This is a genomic window from Mucilaginibacter sp. (assembly GCF_035492695.1).
GTDB lineage: Bacteria > Bacteroidota > Bacteroidia > Sphingobacteriales > Sphingobacteriaceae > Mucilaginibacter.
The window spans coordinates 437836-455805 of record NZ_DATJJC010000007.1 but is presented as its reverse complement, the minus strand read 5'-3'; the positions used below and the strand labels follow the sequence as shown (position 1 = coordinate 455805).

23 protein-coding genes are annotated in these 17970 nt (G+C 44.1%); 9 read left to right on the top strand and 14 right to left on the bottom strand.

The window, feature by feature from the left end; genetic code table 11:
* Window positions 1-4: 4 nt before the first annotated feature.
* The 3 genes from VL525_RS06275 to VL525_RS06265 are packed head-to-tail and all read right to left on the bottom strand — an operon-like array spanning window position 5 to window position 2211.
* On the bottom strand, window positions 5-646 hold the full coding sequence (locus VL525_RS06275; protein ID WP_325384493.1) for a family 16 glycoside hydrolase: 642 nt from the start codon (window positions 644-646) through the stop codon (window positions 5-7).
* A 1-nt stretch (window position 647) separates the two neighbouring features.
* Window positions 648-1283: a hypothetical protein gene (locus VL525_RS06270; RefSeq protein ID WP_325384491.1), complete on the bottom strand. Its 636-nt coding sequence runs from the start codon at window positions 1281-1283 to the stop codon at window positions 648-650.
* A 4-nt stretch (window positions 1284-1287) separates the two neighbouring features.
* Complete coding sequence (locus tag VL525_RS06265) at window positions 1288-2211, bottom strand: hypothetical protein (RefSeq protein ID WP_325384489.1); 924 nt, start codon at window positions 2209-2211, stop codon at window positions 1288-1290.
* A 214-nt stretch (window positions 2212-2425) separates the two neighbouring features.
* Here VL525_RS06265 and VL525_RS06260 point away from each other — a divergent pair, with 214 nt between their 5' ends.
* Window positions 2426-3673 carry a hypothetical protein gene (locus tag VL525_RS06260; RefSeq protein ID WP_325384487.1) on the top strand — a complete coding sequence of 416 codons (1248 nt, stop codon included), beginning with the start codon at window positions 2426-2428 and terminating at the stop codon, window positions 3671-3673.
* Window positions 3674-3701: 28 nt separating this feature from the next.
* Window positions 3702-4046: a YciI family protein gene (locus VL525_RS06255; RefSeq protein WP_325384485.1), complete on the top strand. Its 345-nt coding sequence runs from the start codon at window positions 3702-3704 to the stop codon at window positions 4044-4046.
* A gap of 181 nt (window positions 4047-4227) precedes the next feature.
* Here the strand turns inward: VL525_RS06255 and VL525_RS06250 are convergent, their stop codons facing one another.
* Together VL525_RS06250 and VL525_RS06245 are read right to left on the bottom strand one after the other, a co-directional pair.
* On the bottom strand, window positions 4228-4587 hold the full coding sequence (locus tag VL525_RS06250; protein ID WP_325384483.1) for a DUF1493 family protein: 360 nt from the start codon (window positions 4585-4587) through the stop codon (window positions 4228-4230).
* Window positions 4588-4737: 150 nt separating this feature from the next.
* A complete protein-coding gene (locus VL525_RS06245; protein ID WP_325384481.1) occupies window positions 4738-5853 on the bottom strand; it encodes a hypothetical protein in 1116 nt (371 codons plus the stop codon).
* Between the two features lie 113 nt (window positions 5854-5966).
* Here VL525_RS06245 and VL525_RS06240 point away from each other — a divergent pair, with 113 nt between their 5' ends.
* Both VL525_RS06240 and VL525_RS06235 read left to right on the top strand, forming a co-directional pair.
* Entirely contained in the window at window positions 5967-6659 is a 693-nt protein-coding gene (locus tag VL525_RS06240) for an HAD family hydrolase (protein WP_325384479.1), read from the top strand.
* Between the two features lie 193 nt (window positions 6660-6852).
* Complete coding sequence (locus tag VL525_RS06235; RefSeq protein ID WP_325384477.1) at window positions 6853-7068, top strand: hypothetical protein; 216 nt, start codon at window positions 6853-6855, stop codon at window positions 7066-7068.
* A 19-nt stretch (window positions 7069-7087) separates the two neighbouring features.
* On the opposite strand, the gene VL525_RS06230 is transcribed toward VL525_RS06235, so the two are convergent.
* Window positions 7088-7600, bottom strand: a complete 513-nt coding sequence (locus tag VL525_RS06230; protein ID WP_325384475.1) for a GNAT family N-acetyltransferase — start codon at window positions 7598-7600, stop codon at window positions 7088-7090.
* Window positions 7601-7700: 100 nt separating this feature from the next.
* Window positions 7701-8327, bottom strand: a complete 627-nt coding sequence (locus VL525_RS06225; RefSeq protein ID WP_325384473.1) for a YceI family protein — start codon at window positions 8325-8327, stop codon at window positions 7701-7703.
* Window positions 8328-8526: 199 nt separating this feature from the next.
* On the opposite strand from VL525_RS06225, the gene VL525_RS06220 reads away from it, so the two are divergent.
* Entirely contained in the window at window positions 8527-9318 is a 792-nt protein-coding gene (locus VL525_RS06220) for a LytTR family DNA-binding domain-containing protein (RefSeq protein WP_325384471.1), read from the top strand.
* A gap of 69 nt (window positions 9319-9387) precedes the next feature.
* On the opposite strand, the gene VL525_RS06215 is transcribed toward VL525_RS06220, so the two are convergent.
* From VL525_RS06215 to VL525_RS06205, 3 genes are read right to left on the bottom strand one after another with little or no spacing between them, the layout of a single operon-like run.
* Entirely contained in the window at window positions 9388-10044 is a 657-nt protein-coding gene (locus VL525_RS06215) for a CPBP family intramembrane glutamic endopeptidase (protein ID WP_325384469.1), read from the bottom strand.
* A gap of 32 nt (window positions 10045-10076) precedes the next feature.
* Entirely contained in the window at window positions 10077-11168 is a 1092-nt protein-coding gene (locus VL525_RS06210; protein WP_325384467.1) for a hypothetical protein, read from the bottom strand.
* Window positions 11169-11172: 4 nt separating this feature from the next.
* Complete coding sequence (locus VL525_RS06205; RefSeq protein WP_325384465.1) at window positions 11173-11508, bottom strand: cupin domain-containing protein; 336 nt, start codon at window positions 11506-11508, stop codon at window positions 11173-11175.
* A gap of 93 nt (window positions 11509-11601) precedes the next feature.
* Between VL525_RS06205 and VL525_RS06200 the strand changes: the two genes are divergently transcribed.
* Window positions 11602-12513 carry a hypothetical protein gene (locus tag VL525_RS06200; protein ID WP_325384463.1) on the top strand — a complete coding sequence of 304 codons (912 nt, stop codon included), beginning with the start codon at window positions 11602-11604 and terminating at the stop codon, window positions 12511-12513.
* A 77-nt stretch (window positions 12514-12590) separates the two neighbouring features.
* Here VL525_RS06200 and VL525_RS06195 read toward each other — a convergent pair whose 3' ends face one another.
* Complete coding sequence (locus VL525_RS06195; protein WP_325384461.1) at window positions 12591-13190, bottom strand: GIN domain-containing protein; 600 nt, start codon at window positions 13188-13190, stop codon at window positions 12591-12593.
* Window positions 13191-13596: 406 nt separating this feature from the next.
* Between VL525_RS06195 and VL525_RS06190 the strand changes: the two genes are divergently transcribed.
* From VL525_RS06190 to VL525_RS06180, 3 genes are read left to right on the top strand one after another with little or no spacing between them, the layout of a single operon-like run.
* Window positions 13597-14517 (top strand): J domain-containing protein, encoded by a 921-nt coding sequence (locus tag VL525_RS06190; protein ID WP_325384459.1) that lies wholly within the window; start codon window positions 13597-13599, stop codon window positions 14515-14517.
* 1 nt (window position 14518) lies between these two features.
* Entirely contained in the window at window positions 14519-14815 is a 297-nt protein-coding gene (locus tag VL525_RS06185) for a chaperone modulator CbpM (protein ID WP_325384457.1), read from the top strand.
* A gap of 7 nt (window positions 14816-14822) precedes the next feature.
* Window positions 14823-15902: a winged helix DNA-binding domain-containing protein gene (locus VL525_RS06180; RefSeq protein WP_325384455.1), complete on the top strand. Its 1080-nt coding sequence runs from the start codon at window positions 14823-14825 to the stop codon at window positions 15900-15902.
* On the opposite strand, the gene VL525_RS06175 is transcribed toward VL525_RS06180, so the two are convergent.
* From VL525_RS06175 to VL525_RS06165, 3 genes are all read right to left on the bottom strand, one after another.
* The gene (locus VL525_RS06175) at window positions 15892-16536 is read right to left on the bottom strand and encodes a response regulator transcription factor (RefSeq protein ID WP_325384453.1); all 645 of its coding nucleotides are present in this window, start codon (window positions 16534-16536) and stop codon (window positions 15892-15894) included. The genes VL525_RS06180 and VL525_RS06175 overlap by 11 nt on opposite strands.
* Before the next feature lie 4 nt (window positions 16537-16540).
* Window positions 16541-17167 (bottom strand): sensor histidine kinase, encoded by a 627-nt coding sequence (locus VL525_RS06170; protein ID WP_325384451.1) that lies wholly within the window; start codon window positions 17165-17167, stop codon window positions 16541-16543.
* Between the two features lie 116 nt (window positions 17168-17283).
* On the bottom strand, window positions 17284-17937 hold the full coding sequence (locus VL525_RS06165; protein WP_325384450.1) for a hypothetical protein: 654 nt from the start codon (window positions 17935-17937) through the stop codon (window positions 17284-17286).
* Window positions 17938-17970: the final 33 nt, after the last annotated feature.

Sequence of the window (17970 nt, the reverse complement as noted above, 5' to 3'; positions counted from 1 at the left end):
GACTTCAATAGGTTTTAATGACAAGATTCTTATAAGCGCATTCCAAATTGTTGCCGAACCAGAAGCCAACAAAGCCGGACTTTAATTCGGGATCAAGGTCGTTGTAAACCATAGCAGGCTTATCGTGGTGGTTAACGTACACCGTCAATTGCCTGCCTTTGACTACCGCTTTAACATGGAACCAGGTTTTGGCAGGCAAAGTGGTTTTCGCCTGGTGTTTGGCGTCCTCAAAATCCCACCAGTTGAACTCACTCTTCTTTTCGGGCATGTATTGTATGGCATTGATAGTACCCGACGATGCCGGTCTGAAATAAACCGTTTCGTAATGATGAGCGTCTTTGATCCTGAAAGCAAATCCCAGGTATTCGGTACCGGTTGTTGAGGCTAAATCGAGCTCGATCTCGCCATCAGTAAAAGTCAGTCCTTTCGGGTAGGCAACAGCGCCGAATTTGTAGTTACCGAAATTCTTTTTGATCAATAGCGCCTCTGAGCCTTCATATGCTCCAAGCCTGTAACTTACCCCGCCTGAGTTTGGGATGATCCACTCATCGGGTTTGACAACTGAATAATTGTGCGTCCCTTTGTTTTGCCGGGCGCAGGATATACCGGTTATGGTAAGGAGCAGGGCCACGAATAAAGTTTTCATGTTACTCTTCTTTTTTTATTGATAGATTGGCAAAGTCGGCGGTTGTCAGGTCGGCCCATAAACCCACCTGCCCGTGAGCCCTGTTTTGCAGATTTTTAGTTACCAGCGATGGCCTATTCATCCCGTTTACATAAACCCTAATACTGTCCCGGCTCACGACAATTCGTGCGTGTATCCAGTCTTCCGGTTTGGGGTTTGGCAGTATCTCGTTTTCAAACTGACCTGTATTTTCTTTTCTTAGACGATCGTAAGGATACTCCGGCAGACTCATATACTGCACCGACCACTTACGACGTGAAGTATCGGCATGCTGAAAATTGAAAGGCCGGAAGTATACCACGTCGTAATTTTTCGAGGTATCGGCGGCGTGAAATGCTATTCCGGGGAAGCTATGCAGAAATTCGTTACGTCCCTTAATATCTGCTTCGATCGTTCCATAACTAAAATCGACACCGGTAAGCCACATATTATTTTTGATGGTAATGCCTTTCTTGTTACCATTTTGCGTAGGCTGTGCATCGTTTCCAGGTACTCCGGCCAGCTTGCGTTGCGCGAGCATTTTTTGCAGATCGAATTTTTGGCTAAAGGCCTTGCCTGCACATATAAGCATTGCCAATAAAAAGATGGACCTTTTCATGATCTTAGTTCTTTAAATTTTCTTTTTTTAATCTGGTAAGCAGGCGATCGAACCGCACCCACACAATGCGGCAATCTTTAGGGCTGTGGCCGGTTGAGTAGAACAGGTATTTACCATCAGGTGATACATATTCGCCCCAGCGATGCGCCGGGCCATTATTGATCAGCGGGCCAAGGCTTACCGGCTTTGTCCAGGTTTTACCACGCTTGTGAAAGCTGATCCACAGTTCACATTCAAAATCCTTTGTCTCTTTTGCACTTACAATGATGTAAGATTCATCTTTAGCTACGAAAAAGTCGCCGTCGAAACCGGGCGTATTGATTGGCGGACCAAGGCTTTTGATAACAGTATCCTTTCCCAACATGGTTAGCGAACTTATATCATAATCACTGAAATCGCCCATTTTACCTTTATGCACATTGCTGCCAACGTAACAAACACCGCTGCTGGTCGGCATAAAATCATACAAGCCATAATCCTTTTTCAAATAGACGGCGGGTTGTGTCCAGCCGCCGCCCGGTTTCCGGTGCACTTGCGACACAAACGAATGCTTACCATCTTTCACACCGCCCAATAAATAGAGCGTGTTGCCGTCGGGCGAAAAGGTGGGCGCATAATACAGGGGCAGGAATACGTAAGGGCCGTTCCATTTCCCGTTTTCGAATTTCAGATATCTTATTTTACTTGGTTTGCTATCGAACCAGGTATTGCTGCTGGGGTAATAAAATTCGCGGCCATCAGCCGAGAAAGCTACCCTGTCGAAAGGGAAAGTGTCCCGCTTCATTAATATTTTTTCGGCAAACACCCTTGGTGTATCACCTGGCGGCTTTTGGCCCAGGTAGGCATCTTTGGTATTCCAGATACCTTTTTGCGCGTGCAGACAGGTACACGCAAGTAAACAAACTACTGCTATAAATAATGTTTTCATCTTTTTGATCGAATTTGATTTAAGCCGCAGGGCTGCTTTTAACTCAAACTTAGGTTTTGGGAAAAACCGGGGCAATTCATTTTGAGTTCAAGTTTTTTCAAGTTGCATCAGCTTGAAATAAAATGAATTAGTATAGTTGAAAATATCTTGTCACAAATGCCCCGTCTTGCACGTCTGATTGGATAACTGTATCTTGACAAGTCATCTCCGTTACATGGAAAGTTCAGCTGTAAAACAACTATTGTCCATTATTGAGCAGCAGCTTGACTGGGGCGACTCGTCGCGCTGGCAAGGGAAGGATTTTGAGTTGCTGAACCAGCTTATTTTAGACAAGACCAAAGTTTCGCTAAGCGCCAGTACCTTACGGCGGCTTTGGGGACGTGTTGAATATAATCATTTACCCAGTGGCACTACCTTGGATACTTTGGCCCGGTTTGCCGGGTTTGAGAACTGGAGGGCCTTCGGACGGAGCGTTAATCCCTTACGGGCCAACCCTCCAACTGCTATCGTCAAAAACAAAAAACACCGGGGTATGTGGCGAACCGCCGCATTGCTAATAACGGCGGTTGCGATGATTGGCCTGGTAGCCATGTATGTACGAAAGCCCGCCCCGGTTCCTAAGGGCGCGTTTTCTTTCACCAGCAGACCTGTTACACGAGGCATACCCAATTCTGTTATTTTTGACTACGACGCCAAAGTAAGGCCGTCAGATTCGGTTTTTATACAGCAATCGTGGGACCCTACTACCCGGTCGGTTGTAGATAAGGCACGACATACATTCACTTCAGTTTATTATCGCCCGGGCTTTTATCATGCTAAACTGCTGGTAAATAATAAAATAGTAAAAGAGCATACACTGATGATACCAACCGATGGCTGGCTCGGGCTGATCGCAAACAAACCTATCCCGGTGTACCTGGATACCAATGAATTCATCAGCGGTAATATGATAAACATTTTACCTGCTACCATCATCAAAAAAAACATTCCACTCGGCCCCCAGCCACCAGTTACCGAACTTTATAATGTTGGCAATTTCGCTCCTGTTCCGCTAAAGAATTTTTCATTCAGTGTTAAGGTAAAAAATGATTTTCATGAGGGTGCGGCTGCCTGCCAATTCATCAACATTATGCTGTTTACTGATAACAGCCCGGTTATTATTCCTTTATCAGCGAAAGGCTGCATATCCGACCTGGCCCTTCTTAACGGGCGTTATTTTGAGTCGGGCAAAGACCATGATCTTTCAGGTTTTGGGGCCGACCTGTCTCAATGGGTAAAAGTGGATTGCCGCAGTGCGAAAGATAAAATACAATACTACGTGAACGACAAATTGGTTTATCAATCGCAATTACCACCTTACGAAGAAAATATCGTAGGCATGGGCTATACTTTCCAGGGTACCGGTTCCGTTAAAAATATCAGTTTGAAACTGGGCGACAAGGTGATATTCCAGGCATATTAAACAATAAAATAATTTCCTTTATACTATTATGACCAAATACATCATCCTGGTACGCGAACCCGACGGCCGCGCCAACCAGCCTACTGAAGAACAACAATCGGCACATCGTGCCAACTGGAACAAATGGTTTGAAAAACATGGTCCCACCGGAAATTTTTTAGGCGGAAGCGCACTTTCGCTTAATGGTAAAATGATAAAAGGTCCGGATGCCCAGGTGGTGCACGATATACATAGGACAGGGACAGAAATTGTTGGCGGCTACCTGCTGATACAAGCCGAAAACATGGACAAAGCGGTGGAAATGGCCCGCGAGATACCTGTATTTGAGGTTGATGGCTATTTGGAAGTGCGCGAATTGATGGTAACGGGATAGTTTCACTCGCTCTTCCCGGAGGAAGAGCAAGCGAAACCCCGCTATTGATAACTATTGATGTGTTAAAGACATGGAACGAAGCAACCCCAAACCGGAAGGTATCTGGAATTTGAAAGCTGACCCCGCCGATAGAGGTTACTCCGTTCCCTGCCCGGGGCATAAAGGCCAGGGTTCTTAATTTTTATTCGAGCCGCCCGCTTTTGACAGCCTGCTGTAAGTTATAAACCCTGAATTTTGGGGTATATAACCGGTTTGCCAGTTTTTTAACCCAAGGCGACTGATAGCCAAAAACCCGCCTGATCACTTCGACCGTTGGTGAGCCTTTTGGATAGCCATATTTATACCATGTGAACCTTGAATCATCGATACGGAACGTGTCGGTAAATTCGGCCAGGAAAAGGTCCATTTCAATATCTACAATATCCAGGTCAAGATCGATACTTGTATCCACCGTCAACGCTTCAGGATCGATCCTTGCGATCCGGTACCTTTCGCAGTAGCCGGCAATAAATTCCTTTAATTCGGGCAGTACTTCTTCCATCTCAGACGCATTTGGTGGTGATCAGCTGGTTATAAGACAAGCCTTTTTCCAAACAGGTTGCATCATTATCGAAAAAAAGAAAAAAAAACCGGGTAGCTTTTGAAGAATAGTACTCCGGGGTGTAATTAATTGAAAACTGCATTGGTAAACCTACCTGGCTGTTTTTATACCTACCATGTGATCGGTAAAATCGAGCATATACTCGTTTTCGATAAAAAAATCAAGGCCGAATACCGAAATACCTGTTCCCGAAGTTGCAGGGTTTTCGACAAGTGTAAGGTTTTGGTGATCGCTAACATCATATCCGTAATTAAAACCGGTACTAGTGGAAATAGAAACGCGATTATTGGTAACAAGCGTGAAGATTTGTCCGGGCGGCGCGTTGGGTTCCATAATAAAACTGTAGGGAGAAGTGCCCGTATCAAACAGCATTTCCGCAGCGATATTGTCATTCGAAACGCCTATAAGCCCGGGCATAACAGGTATATAACCATCCCCGTTCAGGTATAGTAACTGCACCACGCTGAAGCCTGAGTTAATATCAGCATTGGTTAACCCCAGGGTTAGTGCGGGTACATAAGTACCGGCATCGGAGAAATGAGACAAACCAAGGGCAGCCATTTTAAATCCTCTTAACAAACCTTTGCCCGGATCGTAATAACTGAAAGGGCTGGTGATATACTCGCCGCTGGTAAAAGTGATATCATATTCCGAGGAAACACCCAATACATCAAACGAATGCGCCCCAAACTGGAACCCTTTATTATTTATGGCTTTGTAGTAAAGGAAAAACGGCATGTGTTTAACTACGATGTTACCATTGGCATCGCCAACGGTAACATCGGCATAGGCCAGGTTGCCGTAAACAGTATCCATGGTATTGTTATCGTCGCCATAAACAACTTGTGAAGTTTGCTTGGTTACCGTGATACCGTTGACCACGGTCGAATCTCCGGAAAAGGTAAAGCCATCAGCAGTGATCATCGATGCCGGTAAAATGCCGTTCGCATCAATTACCATCCCGCCCGAGCCGGTGTCGAACACCAATTTGTAGCCCATAGACTGACTGCCGATCTTTGATACGGCCATCATTAATATACGATGCGAATTGACATTAGTCTCGTAAAAACCAAGCGTTTTCGGCTTTGCAATCTCATCGCCAGGAGTTACCTGTGTTTTACTATCTTTTTTGCAGGAAGTTATAGCAAACAACAATGAACCAGCCGCGATAAGGAGTAAGTTTTTGAGAGCGTAATTTTTTATCATTTTGTTAATAAGTTTAGGATAGTGCAATATAAGCATCTTTTTTCTAATAATTATTGGCTCTAAAGAGAAATTCTTGCCCATCAAAAACCTATTATTGCATCAATTTTAATACGATGACGAATATTAAAGTAATTGCTTTTGATGCCGACGATACACTGTGGGTGAATGAGCCTTATTTCCAGGAGACTGAAAAGAAATTTTGCACGCTGATGGAGGATTTTATGCCGCAGCATACCTTATCGCGCGAGCTTCTAAAGATCGAAATTGAAAACCTTGCCCTTTACGGCTACGGTATTAAAGGCTATATCCTGTCGATGATAGAAGCGGCGTTAAAAGTGTCCGGAAATACTATCAGCGTAAGTGCCATTGAGAAGATCATCGGTTTTGGAAAGGAGTTATTGAACGAGCCCATCGAACTACTGGACAACGTAAAAGAGGTACTTGAGGCCCTCAAGGGCCATTACCGGATTGTCGTGGCCACCAAGGGCGACTTGCTGGACCAGGAAAGGAAATTAAAAAAGTCGGGGTTGAGCCATTACTTTCACCACATCGAAGTGATGTCGGAAAAGGGCGAAGCCGATTACCGCAAACTGATACGTCACCTGGATATTCCACCGTCTGAATTTATGATGATAGGAAATTCCTTAAAATCGGATGTGATCCCCGTACTCAATATCGGCGGCCATGCTATCCATGTCCCATACCATACCACCTGGGCGCACGAGCATGTAGAAACCAACCTGGAACATGCCAATTTCAGGCACGTGGAACACCTGGAAGAAGTGCTGCCGCTCCTGTTAAAATAGCCGCAACAAACAACGCCCTTCATTTGTCGGCCAGATCACCTTCTGACGTGATTTCCATCATTTTTTTGCGGAAAAGAGCGGCCTACTTTTGTAGCAGCAAGCTATTACGATTGACCGGCTTTCACTATGCTCAATTAAAGCACGCCTGCTTTTAAAAATAATTCAAAACTATACTAAACCTGGAACCAATAACATGAAAACGATTAACGGGGCGGCAGAAGCAAAACAAGAGCTGGAGGAAATCCAAAGTAAATATGATATATTTTTCAGAGTAACGGACAAACATATTTTAGACTTTTTTGAGCTGAAGTTCACCCCACAGGCTACACTAAAATTAAAAGAAGACTGCAAAGTGCCTTTTACGTTAATTAATGACCTGAAAAAGGCTTTTGTTTTTATTGAGAATTAGCGCCCGGCTACCTGCTCTATTAAACTTCCTTCTCCAGCACCATCAATTCAATGTGAGCTTTCGGCACCCCAAAGCGCGTACCATCGTGAAAGGGCTCCCGCTTACCTGTATCGACATATCCCCTTCTCTTGTACCAGTCTATCAACTCGGTGCGTGTCGTGATAACAGTCATAAAAATAACCTCGCAATTAAGTTTGTGGCACCATATCTCAGCCTCGTGCAGTAACTGCCGCCCAATGCCGCCAGCCTGCAAGGTTGGCGATACGCTAAGCATACCCAGGTACAGGCGTTTGTTACTTTTAGGCTCCAGGTAAACGCAGGCGATTATCTTTTCTTCGCTGTTGCAATATTTTAAAATGGTGATGCCATCAGACAGCAGGTAACCCCTCATGGTTTCCTCGTCGATGCGAATGCCATCAAGTAAATGAGCTTCGGTGGTCCATCCCGCCTGCGACGAATGCCCGCGGTAGGCGCTGTTAACAAGTGTGGTTAGTTCAGTTATATCGGCAATTGTAGCTTTAGTAATTGGCATGGCGCAAACCTAATTGTTTGCAGGGAATAGAGCAAATTTTGCCGGAAGCCTGCTTTGCTGCGAAGCCCCTCCTTTCGGGAGGGACTTTTTTAAAATAAACTCACAACGAAGTTACCTGCTCGTCCGCTTTATTGGCTTGCAGCGACACATGCAAACGAATATCCTTATAGATAAAAGTATTGTACTTGATATTATCGGTGGCGATATTAAAATCCTTGCGGTTCAGGGCAATGTCAGCCAGGCCGGAGAAATTCTCGTAGTTACTTTTGACAACATCAGCAGTAAAAACAATTTGTTTGGTAACGCCATGCAGGGTGATATTACCGAGAACAGTGATGAAATGATGCACCTTTTCCGATCCGTGATCCACGGAAACTATCTCGAGCTTTGCCTCAGGGAACTTTCCAGTATCGAAGAAATTATCGCCCCTCAAATTATTTTCAAGCTTTTGCTTGTCGGGCGACGACAGGTCGGTTACTGCCAGCGCGCTCATATCGATCAGCACTGTTCCTTTAGCAAGCTGTCCGCAATACATAGTGAGTGTGCCAGACTTTATCGCGACTGTTCCGGTATGGGCGCCGGTAGTCTTTTCTGCCTTCCAGCTAACAGCGCTTGATGCAGGATCGACCTTTAATACGCTTATACCGCCGGCTACCGCTACAGGATTGATCGGTTTGCTACCCAAGGCTCCGCCGAGGATAAGCAGGGAAATAAATAATGTTTTCATGATCTTTTGTTTTAAAATTCCATGACAAGATTAGGCAGCCCCGGCAACTACAGAAAATAAAGTAGACCAAAGCCTGAATTAATAGATGTATATTGAGGTGTGAAATGGGCCGGCAACGTTTGTCTATTAAATGTGGTGTTGGTCTATTCAATTAACCGTTTGTCTGTTTTATACTGATCATTGCAGAAAACATTCTCCCATGAACTTAAAATTGCCGACTACCAAAAAATTGCTGCACCTGGCATTCTGGATCGTCATTACCACAATATTCCTGTATGACCGGCGCTACCTGATATTAAAAGCAGGGCTCGGCCACTTTGCTGAATGTACTATAGTAAGGCTGGCGCTTATTATATCGCTATCGTATTTCCATATCTTTTACTTGATACCCAAATATTTTTCGGCACGCAGGTATCCGGCCTATTTCGGCTTACTACTATTATCGCTTTGCGCCTATGTAGGGTTGCAAAGCCTGTATGATTTTTACTTATACGGCATGGTGCTGAGTTGGAGAGTGTATAAGAATTTTTGGGCATCCGTGCCTTTTAATCTGCTTACCACTGCCTGGTATTTGGCTGTTACCGTCGCCTTTAAGCTTAGTCTTGATTGGTACCAGCAACGGCAGGAATTAAAACAACTACAGGAAGAGTTGAAACGCGACGCCTCCATCATGGTCACAAGCCATACAGAAACGGATTATATCTTCCTGAAATCGGGCACCAAAAAGATCAAAACCCCGCTCGATTCTATTTATTATATACAAGGGCTGAAGGACTACTCAATCATTTATACCACCGAAGGAAAGATCATTGTAAAAGGTTCGCTAAAAATTGTGGAAGATATATTCCCGCCCAAACATTTTGTACGTGCGCATAAATCCTACATGGTGGCCAATAGCAAGATAAAACACCTGCAGGGCAATAAACTGGTGCTTACTAATAATGAAACAATACCTATCGGGCGCAGTTACCGGCATATGCTGGCGAGTTAACTTCATTCCAACCCCTCTCCATGAGTTTATGAAAATGCATCGAATAGGACCAGGGGGCATTATAGGCGATTACATTTTACCCAGCAATATCATCGTCAGCATAAAAACATCGTAGGCAATATGGAAGAAGATGGCATACCACAGGTTGCTTTTAAAGTGGCGGTAAACCGCTGTGATCACGAGTGCGAACAGGAATATCGCCACCACTGCTCCCCAGCCCTCCTGTATGTGATACAATGCAAACAGGGCTGCGGATAAAATGCCGCTGGCGGAAAGTACCGTTCCTTTATCGCCGATTATCGTTTTCAGGCGGTTCAGTACGAAACCGCGGAAGGCAATTTCTTCATAAGGTATCACCAAAAATGCGGCAAGCAATATCAATAACAGGTATTTAACTACATTATGCTTCAGGTAAGCGAAATCGGTAAGGTTTGGGTGCCTGAACCCTAAATGGATTAGAAAAGGGCCCAGCAAATAAAAATGAAAAATAGCGTAAACCACCCCTATAGCTCCGCCGATGTAAAAGGTGCGCCATTTCAGATCGGCAAAGCGAAAACCTATACTTGCATAGCTTTCGCCGTTAAAATTAAGGTATACCCATATCATCCCTAACACTACAAACGGATACGCATACATGGGCAGGTGCCCGTAATGCGGGAATAGCATTACAAAAGCGATGAGAACTATATCCAGGATGATACGCAGGCTATTATTCTTACCCTTCATAATATATTAAAGGCAAAAGTGTATCAGTTTATTTATAATATTTTGCTTTGGATGTGGTTTGCATCTTCCCAAACACACAAAATACGGTTGCCCGGAAGGGTAAGGGTTTTCAGATAGGCTCCCTTGCCTACTGTTGTTTCCTTATTTGTTTGCACGTTCCTGTATTCTATAACATCACCGCTGGTCAGGGCTATGATCGGTCCGTTCTTGTCCGGGGCGATGCTACAGTCTCTTCCCTTGCCTATCTCCTTCTCGTTGCCACCAGGTTTGCAAAAGTAAACCATCCCCTGCCGTTGCCAGGTGGTGTTAATGGTATTGTCAGTATTAAAGGTCAACCCTCCGCCATCCATGGGGCAGGCGTTAAGCGGCCAGGTGCCATTGCCGAGTTTTGACGCGTCACCAAACACCTGGCCCTTATTTTTAGAGGTAATCAAATAAAGATCGCGGGAGCCGTTGAGCCAATTCCTGAACATGATAGCGACATTCGCCCCTTTTACTGCTATCGATGGTCTGCAGCATTCACAAACGTGCCCATCTGGCGATTGATAAACAAGCTTATTTTTGAACCATGAGCCCTTCCCTGCCGCCATTGCAGAGAAAAAGATATTATTCTTTCTCCCAACCCGCAGGTCGAGCCAGGTGGCATAAAAGTTATCCTGGTTGTCGCAGGCTATATTCATTAAGCCTTCGGGAGCCGACGACCTGGCATCGTTAACAAACCCTTTATCCTGCCATTTTCCTTTTTGATGATCGAGTATAAAATAATGGATATCGCCCAGCTTATCCATAGCAGTAATTACACTGTACCGCGCCGAACTTGCGAGTTGTGGCCCGCGCGCCATGCCCAGGTGCATTTGCGGGACATGGCCGACAAGTACCGGGACCGAAAAGGATGTACCTCTATCGGCAGAGGCGGAGCAAAATATACTATCGTTTCGGCCAAATACAATACGGATAACACCCTGAACACTGGTACTTACCTGGGGCTGACTCCCCTGCCCGATCACTTTTGTAACGGGCTGGGCATTTGCTCTAACTGACAGAGCTATTACAAGCAAAAGCAGCAGGATATATCTTAGTTTTACAGGCACAGCCGTCGCAACAATTCTCAATTGGTTCAGCATGGCCTTACAATTTGCGGTAATCCTCGCGTACGGGACTGAAAACATCCAGCAGCTTACAATCGGTTACCGCAATGCCGCTATGGTATGCTTCGGAAGGTATAAGCGCATACATGCCGGGGTCGAGCACCTGGGGAACATCGTTCACCGTTAGCTCAAACTGACCCTCCAATACAAAAGTATATTGCTGATGGATGTGCTTGTGGCGTGGCACAGCGCGGCCCGCTGCTACCTCGATGAAGTTGATAGTGTTAGTCTCGGTGTGAATCAATTTGGAAAAATATCCGGGCGCTACTTCTTTAACCGCGATATCGGCGAAATATTTGAAAATATTGGTGTCCATAAACAGGCTTTGAATGAGCGGTAAATATACGATTGAAAGAATGCCGCGTTAAACGATTTTCTAAAATTTAAACTAAATGCTATATTAGTACTAATGAAACTTATCTTATCACTCCTTTGCCTTACCCTCGGGGCATCCACCTCGTATGGTCAAAAAACGATTATCTATTATGATATGAATCTCCATGTTGTGGCCGATTCAAACCAGGCCGCCTCCAAGGTGATATTGAGTAAGTATAAAGATGACACTACTTTGTGGGCTGCCATACAGTACACGATCGAGGGCAAGTTGATGGTAGAGGGCGTGTATAAAGACCGCGAATTAACCACGCCAAGCGGGCAATTCAATTATTATTATAATGATGAGAACCAGCACTACCTGAAACGATCGGGCGTGTTTTTTAACGGCTTGAAAAATGGCCAGTGGATAGACTATTTTGGTAATGGCAAAATAATGCAATTAATAACATTCCGGGGCGATGTGTTGAATGGTCTTTACGAACAGTTCGACGGAGACGATAATACTCCGGTCATAAAAGGGAATTATTTGAACGGCAAAAAAAATGGCGAGTGGATTAGCGGCGACCAGATAACCACGTATGATGAAGGGATTTTTATAAGATCGGTCACCAATTATGCCTACAGGCGTAAAGAAGCCAGATGGAGCAATCTGCTGGACAGTATAGCAGCATCAAAACATATTGTTAACGCTATACAGCCGCCCAACTTTAAAGATTATATGTGGCAAAAGCTGTCTGCTTATTTTAACACACATGGAAATTGGGAAAGTATTACATCAATAGCGATCCAATTTACGATAGACGAAAAAGGCAAACTTAGCAATGGAAAGGCCCTGGCTGAAGTTGACAGCGAATTACAGGCAAGAATAGCCAAAGTTATTGATATGGCGCCTGCCTGGACTCCCGCCAAACAAAACGGCAAACCGGTAAGCCAACTTTTTACCTATACTTTTTCATTGCACCGTAGCGTCTTCGCCCCACAATAGCATTCAACAAAAAAGGCCGTCCGCAATTGCGGACAGCCCTTAACACTATGTAAACCTAAACCTATTATGAAAAAACTTTATTCGAGGCCGGCCAAAGCAACCTTGCCTGCCTGGTCCACAATTTTGTTCTCGGTGTTGTGAGCTACCGAAAGGCCGTTATTAATAACCATCGCACCTAAAGTACGGTTCACGCCAAATTCTTCAACGGCGCCGCTTAATTCGATAGTGGCGCTATCCCTCAGCGTAACGTTGGCGCTGTAGGCATCAAAATCCAATTTGGCAGATGCATTATCGTGCAGGTCGATATTAAATTCGATCTTCGAAACCTTGCCGAACGATTTTACCTCAGCGTTGTCAAATGCTGATATAGCATGTAAACTTTCAGAGCTAACCCATACGATCAATTTTTCAGGGCTGTAAGAAGATATGCGCAGAACGCCATTTTTGCTTTGCACCAAAGCAGTCTCGGCGTAGTATTTGTTGTAAACAGTCACCTTTTCGTCGGCATTATCTGAAATAAACAGCTGAACGTTTCCGCGAACTTCGATCTTATTAATGGCTTTGATATCATTCAAAACAGTGTAGTTACTGCCGGCTGAAGCAGCGGCGTAAGTGTTTTTGGTAAATCCTGCTAATGCAACGAGTAACAGGGTTAAGGATAAAATTTTGGTTTTCATTTCCTTTTGTATCTTAATTATTTCTATATAAACCGATTGGTATTTTTATCCGGTTTAATATGCCGCAAAGGTGAGATTTTATTCGACACGATTTATCATAATAGTGTCACAAACACACTAAGATAAAAATAGTGATTATTTATTATAATTAGCTAATAATCAACAAATTATTACACGCTATTTTAAGCAAATCAGATAAAAATCAAACAAGCTTTTCATCGTTTAGCAAAAAAATACCGCGCGTTTTGATTCGTACAGCGAAAATTTTTATACTATACCTAACCGATAAACGGGATATTTTAACCCCGTTATTAAAAGTGATCTGCATCATATTCAGGTTTACCCGATAAGTGCTAATTTTATACCTGCAAAAACTTATATCGACCCAACAGGTTAAACAGCTATTATGGCCTTTATTGATTATTACAAGATACTTGGCATTGACAAAAGCGCGTCTGAAAAAGATATTAAATCGGCTTATCGTAAGCTGGCGCGGCAGTACCACCCCGATCTGAACCCGAACGACACCGAGTCTAACAAAAAATTTCAGCAGATAAACGAAGCCAACGAGGTTTTAAGCGACCCCGAAAAACGCAAGAAGTACGATAAGTACGGAGAAAACTGGCAGCACGGCGAAGAATATGAAAAATACTCGCAGCAGCAACAAGCACAAGGCGGGCAGCAGTACAGGGGCTTCGGTGGAGGCGGCGGACAGGGTTTCGAGAACTATGAAGATTTTGGCGGCAGCGGTTTTTCCGATTTCTTTGAGCAGATGTTTGGCGGTGCCGGCGGACGCAGTAGCGGCAGGCAAGCCAAATACCGGGGCCAGGATTACAATGCCGAACTAAAACTAACGCTGAAGGATGTTAGCGAAACCCACAAGCAAACACTCGCTGTTAACGGAAAGAATATACGCATTACTATACCCGCAGGTGTCGAGAACGGGCAGATCATCAAAATAGCCGGACATGGCGGGCCGGGTGTAAATGGTGGCCCCGCGGGCGATCTGTACATTACCTTCCTGGTGGCAGCAGACCCAAACTTTAAGCGTGACGGTGCTAATCTTTACACTACAGCCAAACTTGATCTTTATACAGCGGTGCTGGGCGGTGAGGTAACGATTGATACCTTAAGCGGCAAGGTGAAGATCAAAGTAAAACCCGAAACGCAGAACAACAGTACCATCAGGCTTAAAGGCAAGGGGCTGCCGGTGTACAAACACGAAGGGCATTCAGGTGACCTGCTGGTAACTTATGATATACAGATGCCCGTTAACCTGACCGAAAAGCAAAAAGAGTTGTTTACCGAACTATCAAAATCCAAATAGCATGGCAACGAAAGGATTAATAGAAGCTAAGGAATTTTGCACCTATCATCACGTCGAGTATACATTTATCGATTCGTTAAGTCAGGCGGGTTTAATAGAGATAAGGGCAACAAGTGAAGGAACCTATATTCCCGAAACTGAATTGCAAAAACTCGAACGCATGGCAAGGCTGCATACCGAACTTGAGATAAACCTGGCGGGCATTGAGGCGATAACCCATTTACTGCGACGGGTGGAGAGTATACAGGAAGAAACGCGAAACTTACGCAACCGTTTAAGGCGGTACGAAGAAGATTAAATAGCCCATGCCCGGCCTGAACCTGACCCAACTGCGGCTGCGAAACCAGCATTTAAACGAACCCGGGTTTACCAAACCTGCCGAAGTAGTAAAATGGCTTGGTGCCGTACAGGCGCAGGACTATGCCGGTGCAAAATGGGCTATTGGTCAACGGCTTATGAATGGTTCCGACAAAATAATTGAGAAGGCTTTCAACGATGGTGAGATCCTGCGGACGCATGTAATGCGCCCCACCTGGCATTTTGTTGCGCCCCAGGATATACGCTGGATGCTGGACCTAACAGCAGCGCGTGTGCGGGCTATTGCAGCCACCAGGCACCGGCAATTGCAACTGGATGAAAAGGTTTTCTCCAAATGCACCAACACGTTAACCAGGGTATTAGAGGGCGGTAAACAACTGGCGCGTACACAACTTATTGATACATTAAGAAATGCCGGAATAAAAATAGAAGAACAGCGCTTTGTTCATATTATGATGGAGATGGAATTGCGCCAATTAATTTGCAGCGGTGGCACAGAGGGAAAACAACTAACCTATACACTACTTGACGACCGCGTGCCGAAGACAGCGGCAATAAGTCGTGATGAAGCGTTGGCAACAATGGCCGGCCGTTATTTCGCATCCCACGGGCCCGCTACTCTACAGGACTTTGCATGGTGGAGCGGACTGACGGTTGCCGACTGCAAAGCCGGGCTTGAAATGATAAAAAGCAACCTTGTAAATAAAGATGGTTATTGGTTTGCCGATCCTGAGATCGGCACAGTGAAGCAGAACAGAGCCTATTTGTTGCCTAATTACGACGAATATATTGTCAGTTACAAAGACCGCAGCGCCACCATCCTTGAAAAGAACATCGATAAAGCCGATCCGCGGGGCACGATATTTAATCACACCGTTATAGTCAATGGTAAAATAGAAGGTATCTGGAAACGGGAACTTAAAAAAGAAACGGTAATTATTGATATTACGCCATTTAAGTTATTAAGCAAGCAGGCCAATGCTGCTATTGACAGCGCAGCCAAAAGATACGCCAAATTCCTTGAACTAAAGGAGGCCGTGGTAAAAGTGCACTATTTCAGAATTTGAAATACTGGTTTTGTATAGCATACAACACCAGTCCGGTACGCGACTTCAGATTTAATTTCAGGAACAGCGCTTCCCGATAATTGTCCACCGTGCGGGGGCTTACGAACATTTTATCGGCTATCTCCTTATAAGTAAGTTCGGAACAGCAATATTTAAGGAATTCCATTTCCTTTTTTGAGATATCTGTACCAATATCCCCATCGGCCACGGAGCGGACCAGTTTACCGGAAACCATATCATTGATATAGACTCCTTTAGCGTGGATCGTTTTTATAGCCTCGAGCAGATCCCGTGGCTTCGATTCTTTCAGCACATAACCGCATGCCCCGCATTTGATCATTTTTATAACCGCCTGATCGTCCTCGAACATACTCAATGCTAAAACTTTTACAGCAGGGTGATTTTTTTTTAGCCATGCCGTGGCTTCATACCCATCCATCACAGGCATATTAATATCCATTAACATAACATTTGGAGCCGGGTATTTTGCCAGGGCCTCCTGCATTTGCAAGCCGTTTTCTGCTTCAAACACAACCTGCAGGTCATCAACAAACTCGCCCATCAGGCTGGCCACACCATTCCTGAACAGCGTATGATCGTCCACTATAGCAATATTTATTTTTTCAGCTTCCATTTTTTTAAGGATAAGGAATAAATATGTCAATGCAGGTGCCTTCGCCACGTTGGGATTGTATAAATACCGTACCGCCAACTATCTCCGCGCGTTTCTGGATATTTTTTAAGCCCATACCCTTTTGTTCTTCGGGCAACTGATCAATTTCGAAACCTTCGCCGTTATCAATCACCTGCAGCCGGATTCCGCCCTCCGGATAGTCCAGTTTAATGGTGATCTCGCCTGCGCCGGAATGCTTGATGATATTATTTAATATTTCCTGCATAATGCGGAACAAGATCAGGTCCTTATCCGCATTACTGGTCAAACATTTCTCACCGCAAACATTATAGCTTATCGCAAACCGGCCCGACTTTTCTATCCAGTTGATCTCGCTGCGAATGGCTTCTTCCAGCCCTTGCTTTAACAGCTGCTCGCCATGCAGTAATTTACCCAGCTGGCGCATTTCTTTGATCGACTTTAAATTCAGTTCGATAGCAGCATCAACCTTTTGTCGGGCTTTATCCGGGTTGTCCAGTTCGATAGAATTAAGTGTGAGGGACGTTAAACTCAGCAACTGGCCGATGTTATCATGCAGATCGGTACCGATAGTTTGGAGGGTTTGTTCCTGGATCTCGAATTGGGTTTGCAATAGAATGTTTTGGAAGCTGGCTAGGTCTTCTTTATGACTTCGTCTTTTATTATAATATAAAATCGCCGTAATAATAATAATGGCAATTAACAGGATAAAAAATATACTGATCAACTCTACACCATTAAATATTTCTTGTTTCTGATTCCCCATATGACCCCTATGATTATTGAGTTGTAAAATATATAGTTTAAGATTTGGAGTATCTTGCCGTATTCACTTAAAGCCCTCACACTGTCCTGTTCAAGAATGATCGGTAGCAGACCTATAAAAACAAAAGCCCCCCCAAAAAAAATCATGACCCCAATAGCGATCCAAAAGTCTGCATGCATATAAATAGATTTATTGTCATCTATTTCAAGGTTGTAAAGTAAATGAGTGTAAATTATAAGTAACAAAAATCCTTCTAAATCAATATTAAGAACGGGAACTTCTCTAAATTGATAAATAAAGACAGAGGTATAGGCTCCAAAAATGATAAACAGCGGTATTGATAATTTAACCCATTTTTTTAGCATTATGTTACGGCAACTTATTATAAAGTAAATAGAAAATAAGGTATATTCAAGGAGGTTGAATATATCTGTGATCAGAAAAGATAGCTTATAATTCTCCCTTGGAAGTTGGCTTGTAATGAGCTCCTTTACTAATGTTATTGCCAGTAAAATAGCCAGCGCAATAAATTGCTTTTTCCCCTTTTTAAATAACAAAAAGGCTAACACCGTCCCGGTTGTTAATAGGCTATAATAATATATTTCAAGTATATTCATTGTCAAGCAGGTGGAAATAAGGTTTCATCAGCG

Coding starts and splice junctions, on each gene's coding strand:
- VL525_RS06275 (WP_325384493.1), bottom strand. CDS start 646: ATGAAAACTTTATTCGTGGCCCTGCTCCTTACCATAACCGGTATATCC.
- VL525_RS06270 (WP_325384491.1), bottom strand. CDS start 1,283: ATGAAAAGGTCCATCTTTTTATTGGCAATGCTTATATGTGCAGGCAAG.
- VL525_RS06265 (WP_325384489.1), bottom strand. CDS start 2,211: ATGAAAACATTATTTATAGCAGTAGTTTGTTTACTTGCGTGTACCTGT.
- VL525_RS06260 (WP_325384487.1), top strand. CDS start 2,426: ATGGAAAGTTCAGCTGTAAAACAACTATTGTCCATTATTGAGCAGCAG.
- VL525_RS06255 (WP_325384485.1), top strand. CDS start 3,702: ATGACCAAATACATCATCCTGGTACGCGAACCCGACGGCCGCGCCAAC.
- VL525_RS06250 (WP_325384483.1), bottom strand. CDS start 4,587: ATGGAAGAAGTACTGCCCGAATTAAAGGAATTTATTGCCGGCTACTGC.
- VL525_RS06245 (WP_325384481.1), bottom strand. CDS start 5,853: ATGATAAAAAATTACGCTCTCAAAAACTTACTCCTTATCGCGGCTGGT.
- VL525_RS06240 (WP_325384479.1), top strand. CDS start 5,967: ATGACGAATATTAAAGTAATTGCTTTTGATGCCGACGATACACTGTGG.
- VL525_RS06235 (WP_325384477.1), top strand. CDS start 6,853: ATGAAAACGATTAACGGGGCGGCAGAAGCAAAACAAGAGCTGGAGGAA.
- VL525_RS06230 (WP_325384475.1), bottom strand. CDS start 7,600: ATGCCAATTACTAAAGCTACAATTGCCGATATAACTGAACTAACCACA.
- VL525_RS06225 (WP_325384473.1), bottom strand. CDS start 8,327: ATGAAAACATTATTTATTTCCCTGCTTATCCTCGGCGGAGCCTTGGGT.
- VL525_RS06220 (WP_325384471.1), top strand. CDS start 8,527: ATGAACTTAAAATTGCCGACTACCAAAAAATTGCTGCACCTGGCATTC.
- VL525_RS06215 (WP_325384469.1), bottom strand. CDS start 10,044: ATGAAGGGTAAGAATAATAGCCTGCGTATCATCCTGGATATAGTTCTC.
- VL525_RS06210 (WP_325384467.1), bottom strand. CDS start 11,168: ATGCTGAACCAATTGAGAATTGTTGCGACGGCTGTGCCTGTAAAACTA.
- VL525_RS06205 (WP_325384465.1), bottom strand. CDS start 11,508: ATGGACACCAATATTTTCAAATATTTCGCCGATATCGCGGTTAAAGAA.
- VL525_RS06200 (WP_325384463.1), top strand. CDS start 11,602: ATGAAACTTATCTTATCACTCCTTTGCCTTACCCTCGGGGCATCCACC.
- VL525_RS06195 (WP_325384461.1), bottom strand. CDS start 13,190: ATGAAAACCAAAATTTTATCCTTAACCCTGTTACTCGTTGCATTAGCA.
- VL525_RS06190 (WP_325384459.1), top strand. CDS start 13,597: ATGGCCTTTATTGATTATTACAAGATACTTGGCATTGACAAAAGCGCG.
- VL525_RS06185 (WP_325384457.1), top strand. CDS start 14,519: ATGGCAACGAAAGGATTAATAGAAGCTAAGGAATTTTGCACCTATCAT.
- VL525_RS06180 (WP_325384455.1), top strand. CDS start 14,823: ATGCCCGGCCTGAACCTGACCCAACTGCGGCTGCGAAACCAGCATTTA.
- VL525_RS06175 (WP_325384453.1), bottom strand. CDS start 16,536: ATGGAAGCTGAAAAAATAAATATTGCTATAGTGGACGATCATACGCTG.
- VL525_RS06165 (WP_325384450.1), bottom strand. CDS start 17,937: ATGAATATACTTGAAATATATTATTATAGCCTATTAACAACCGGGACG.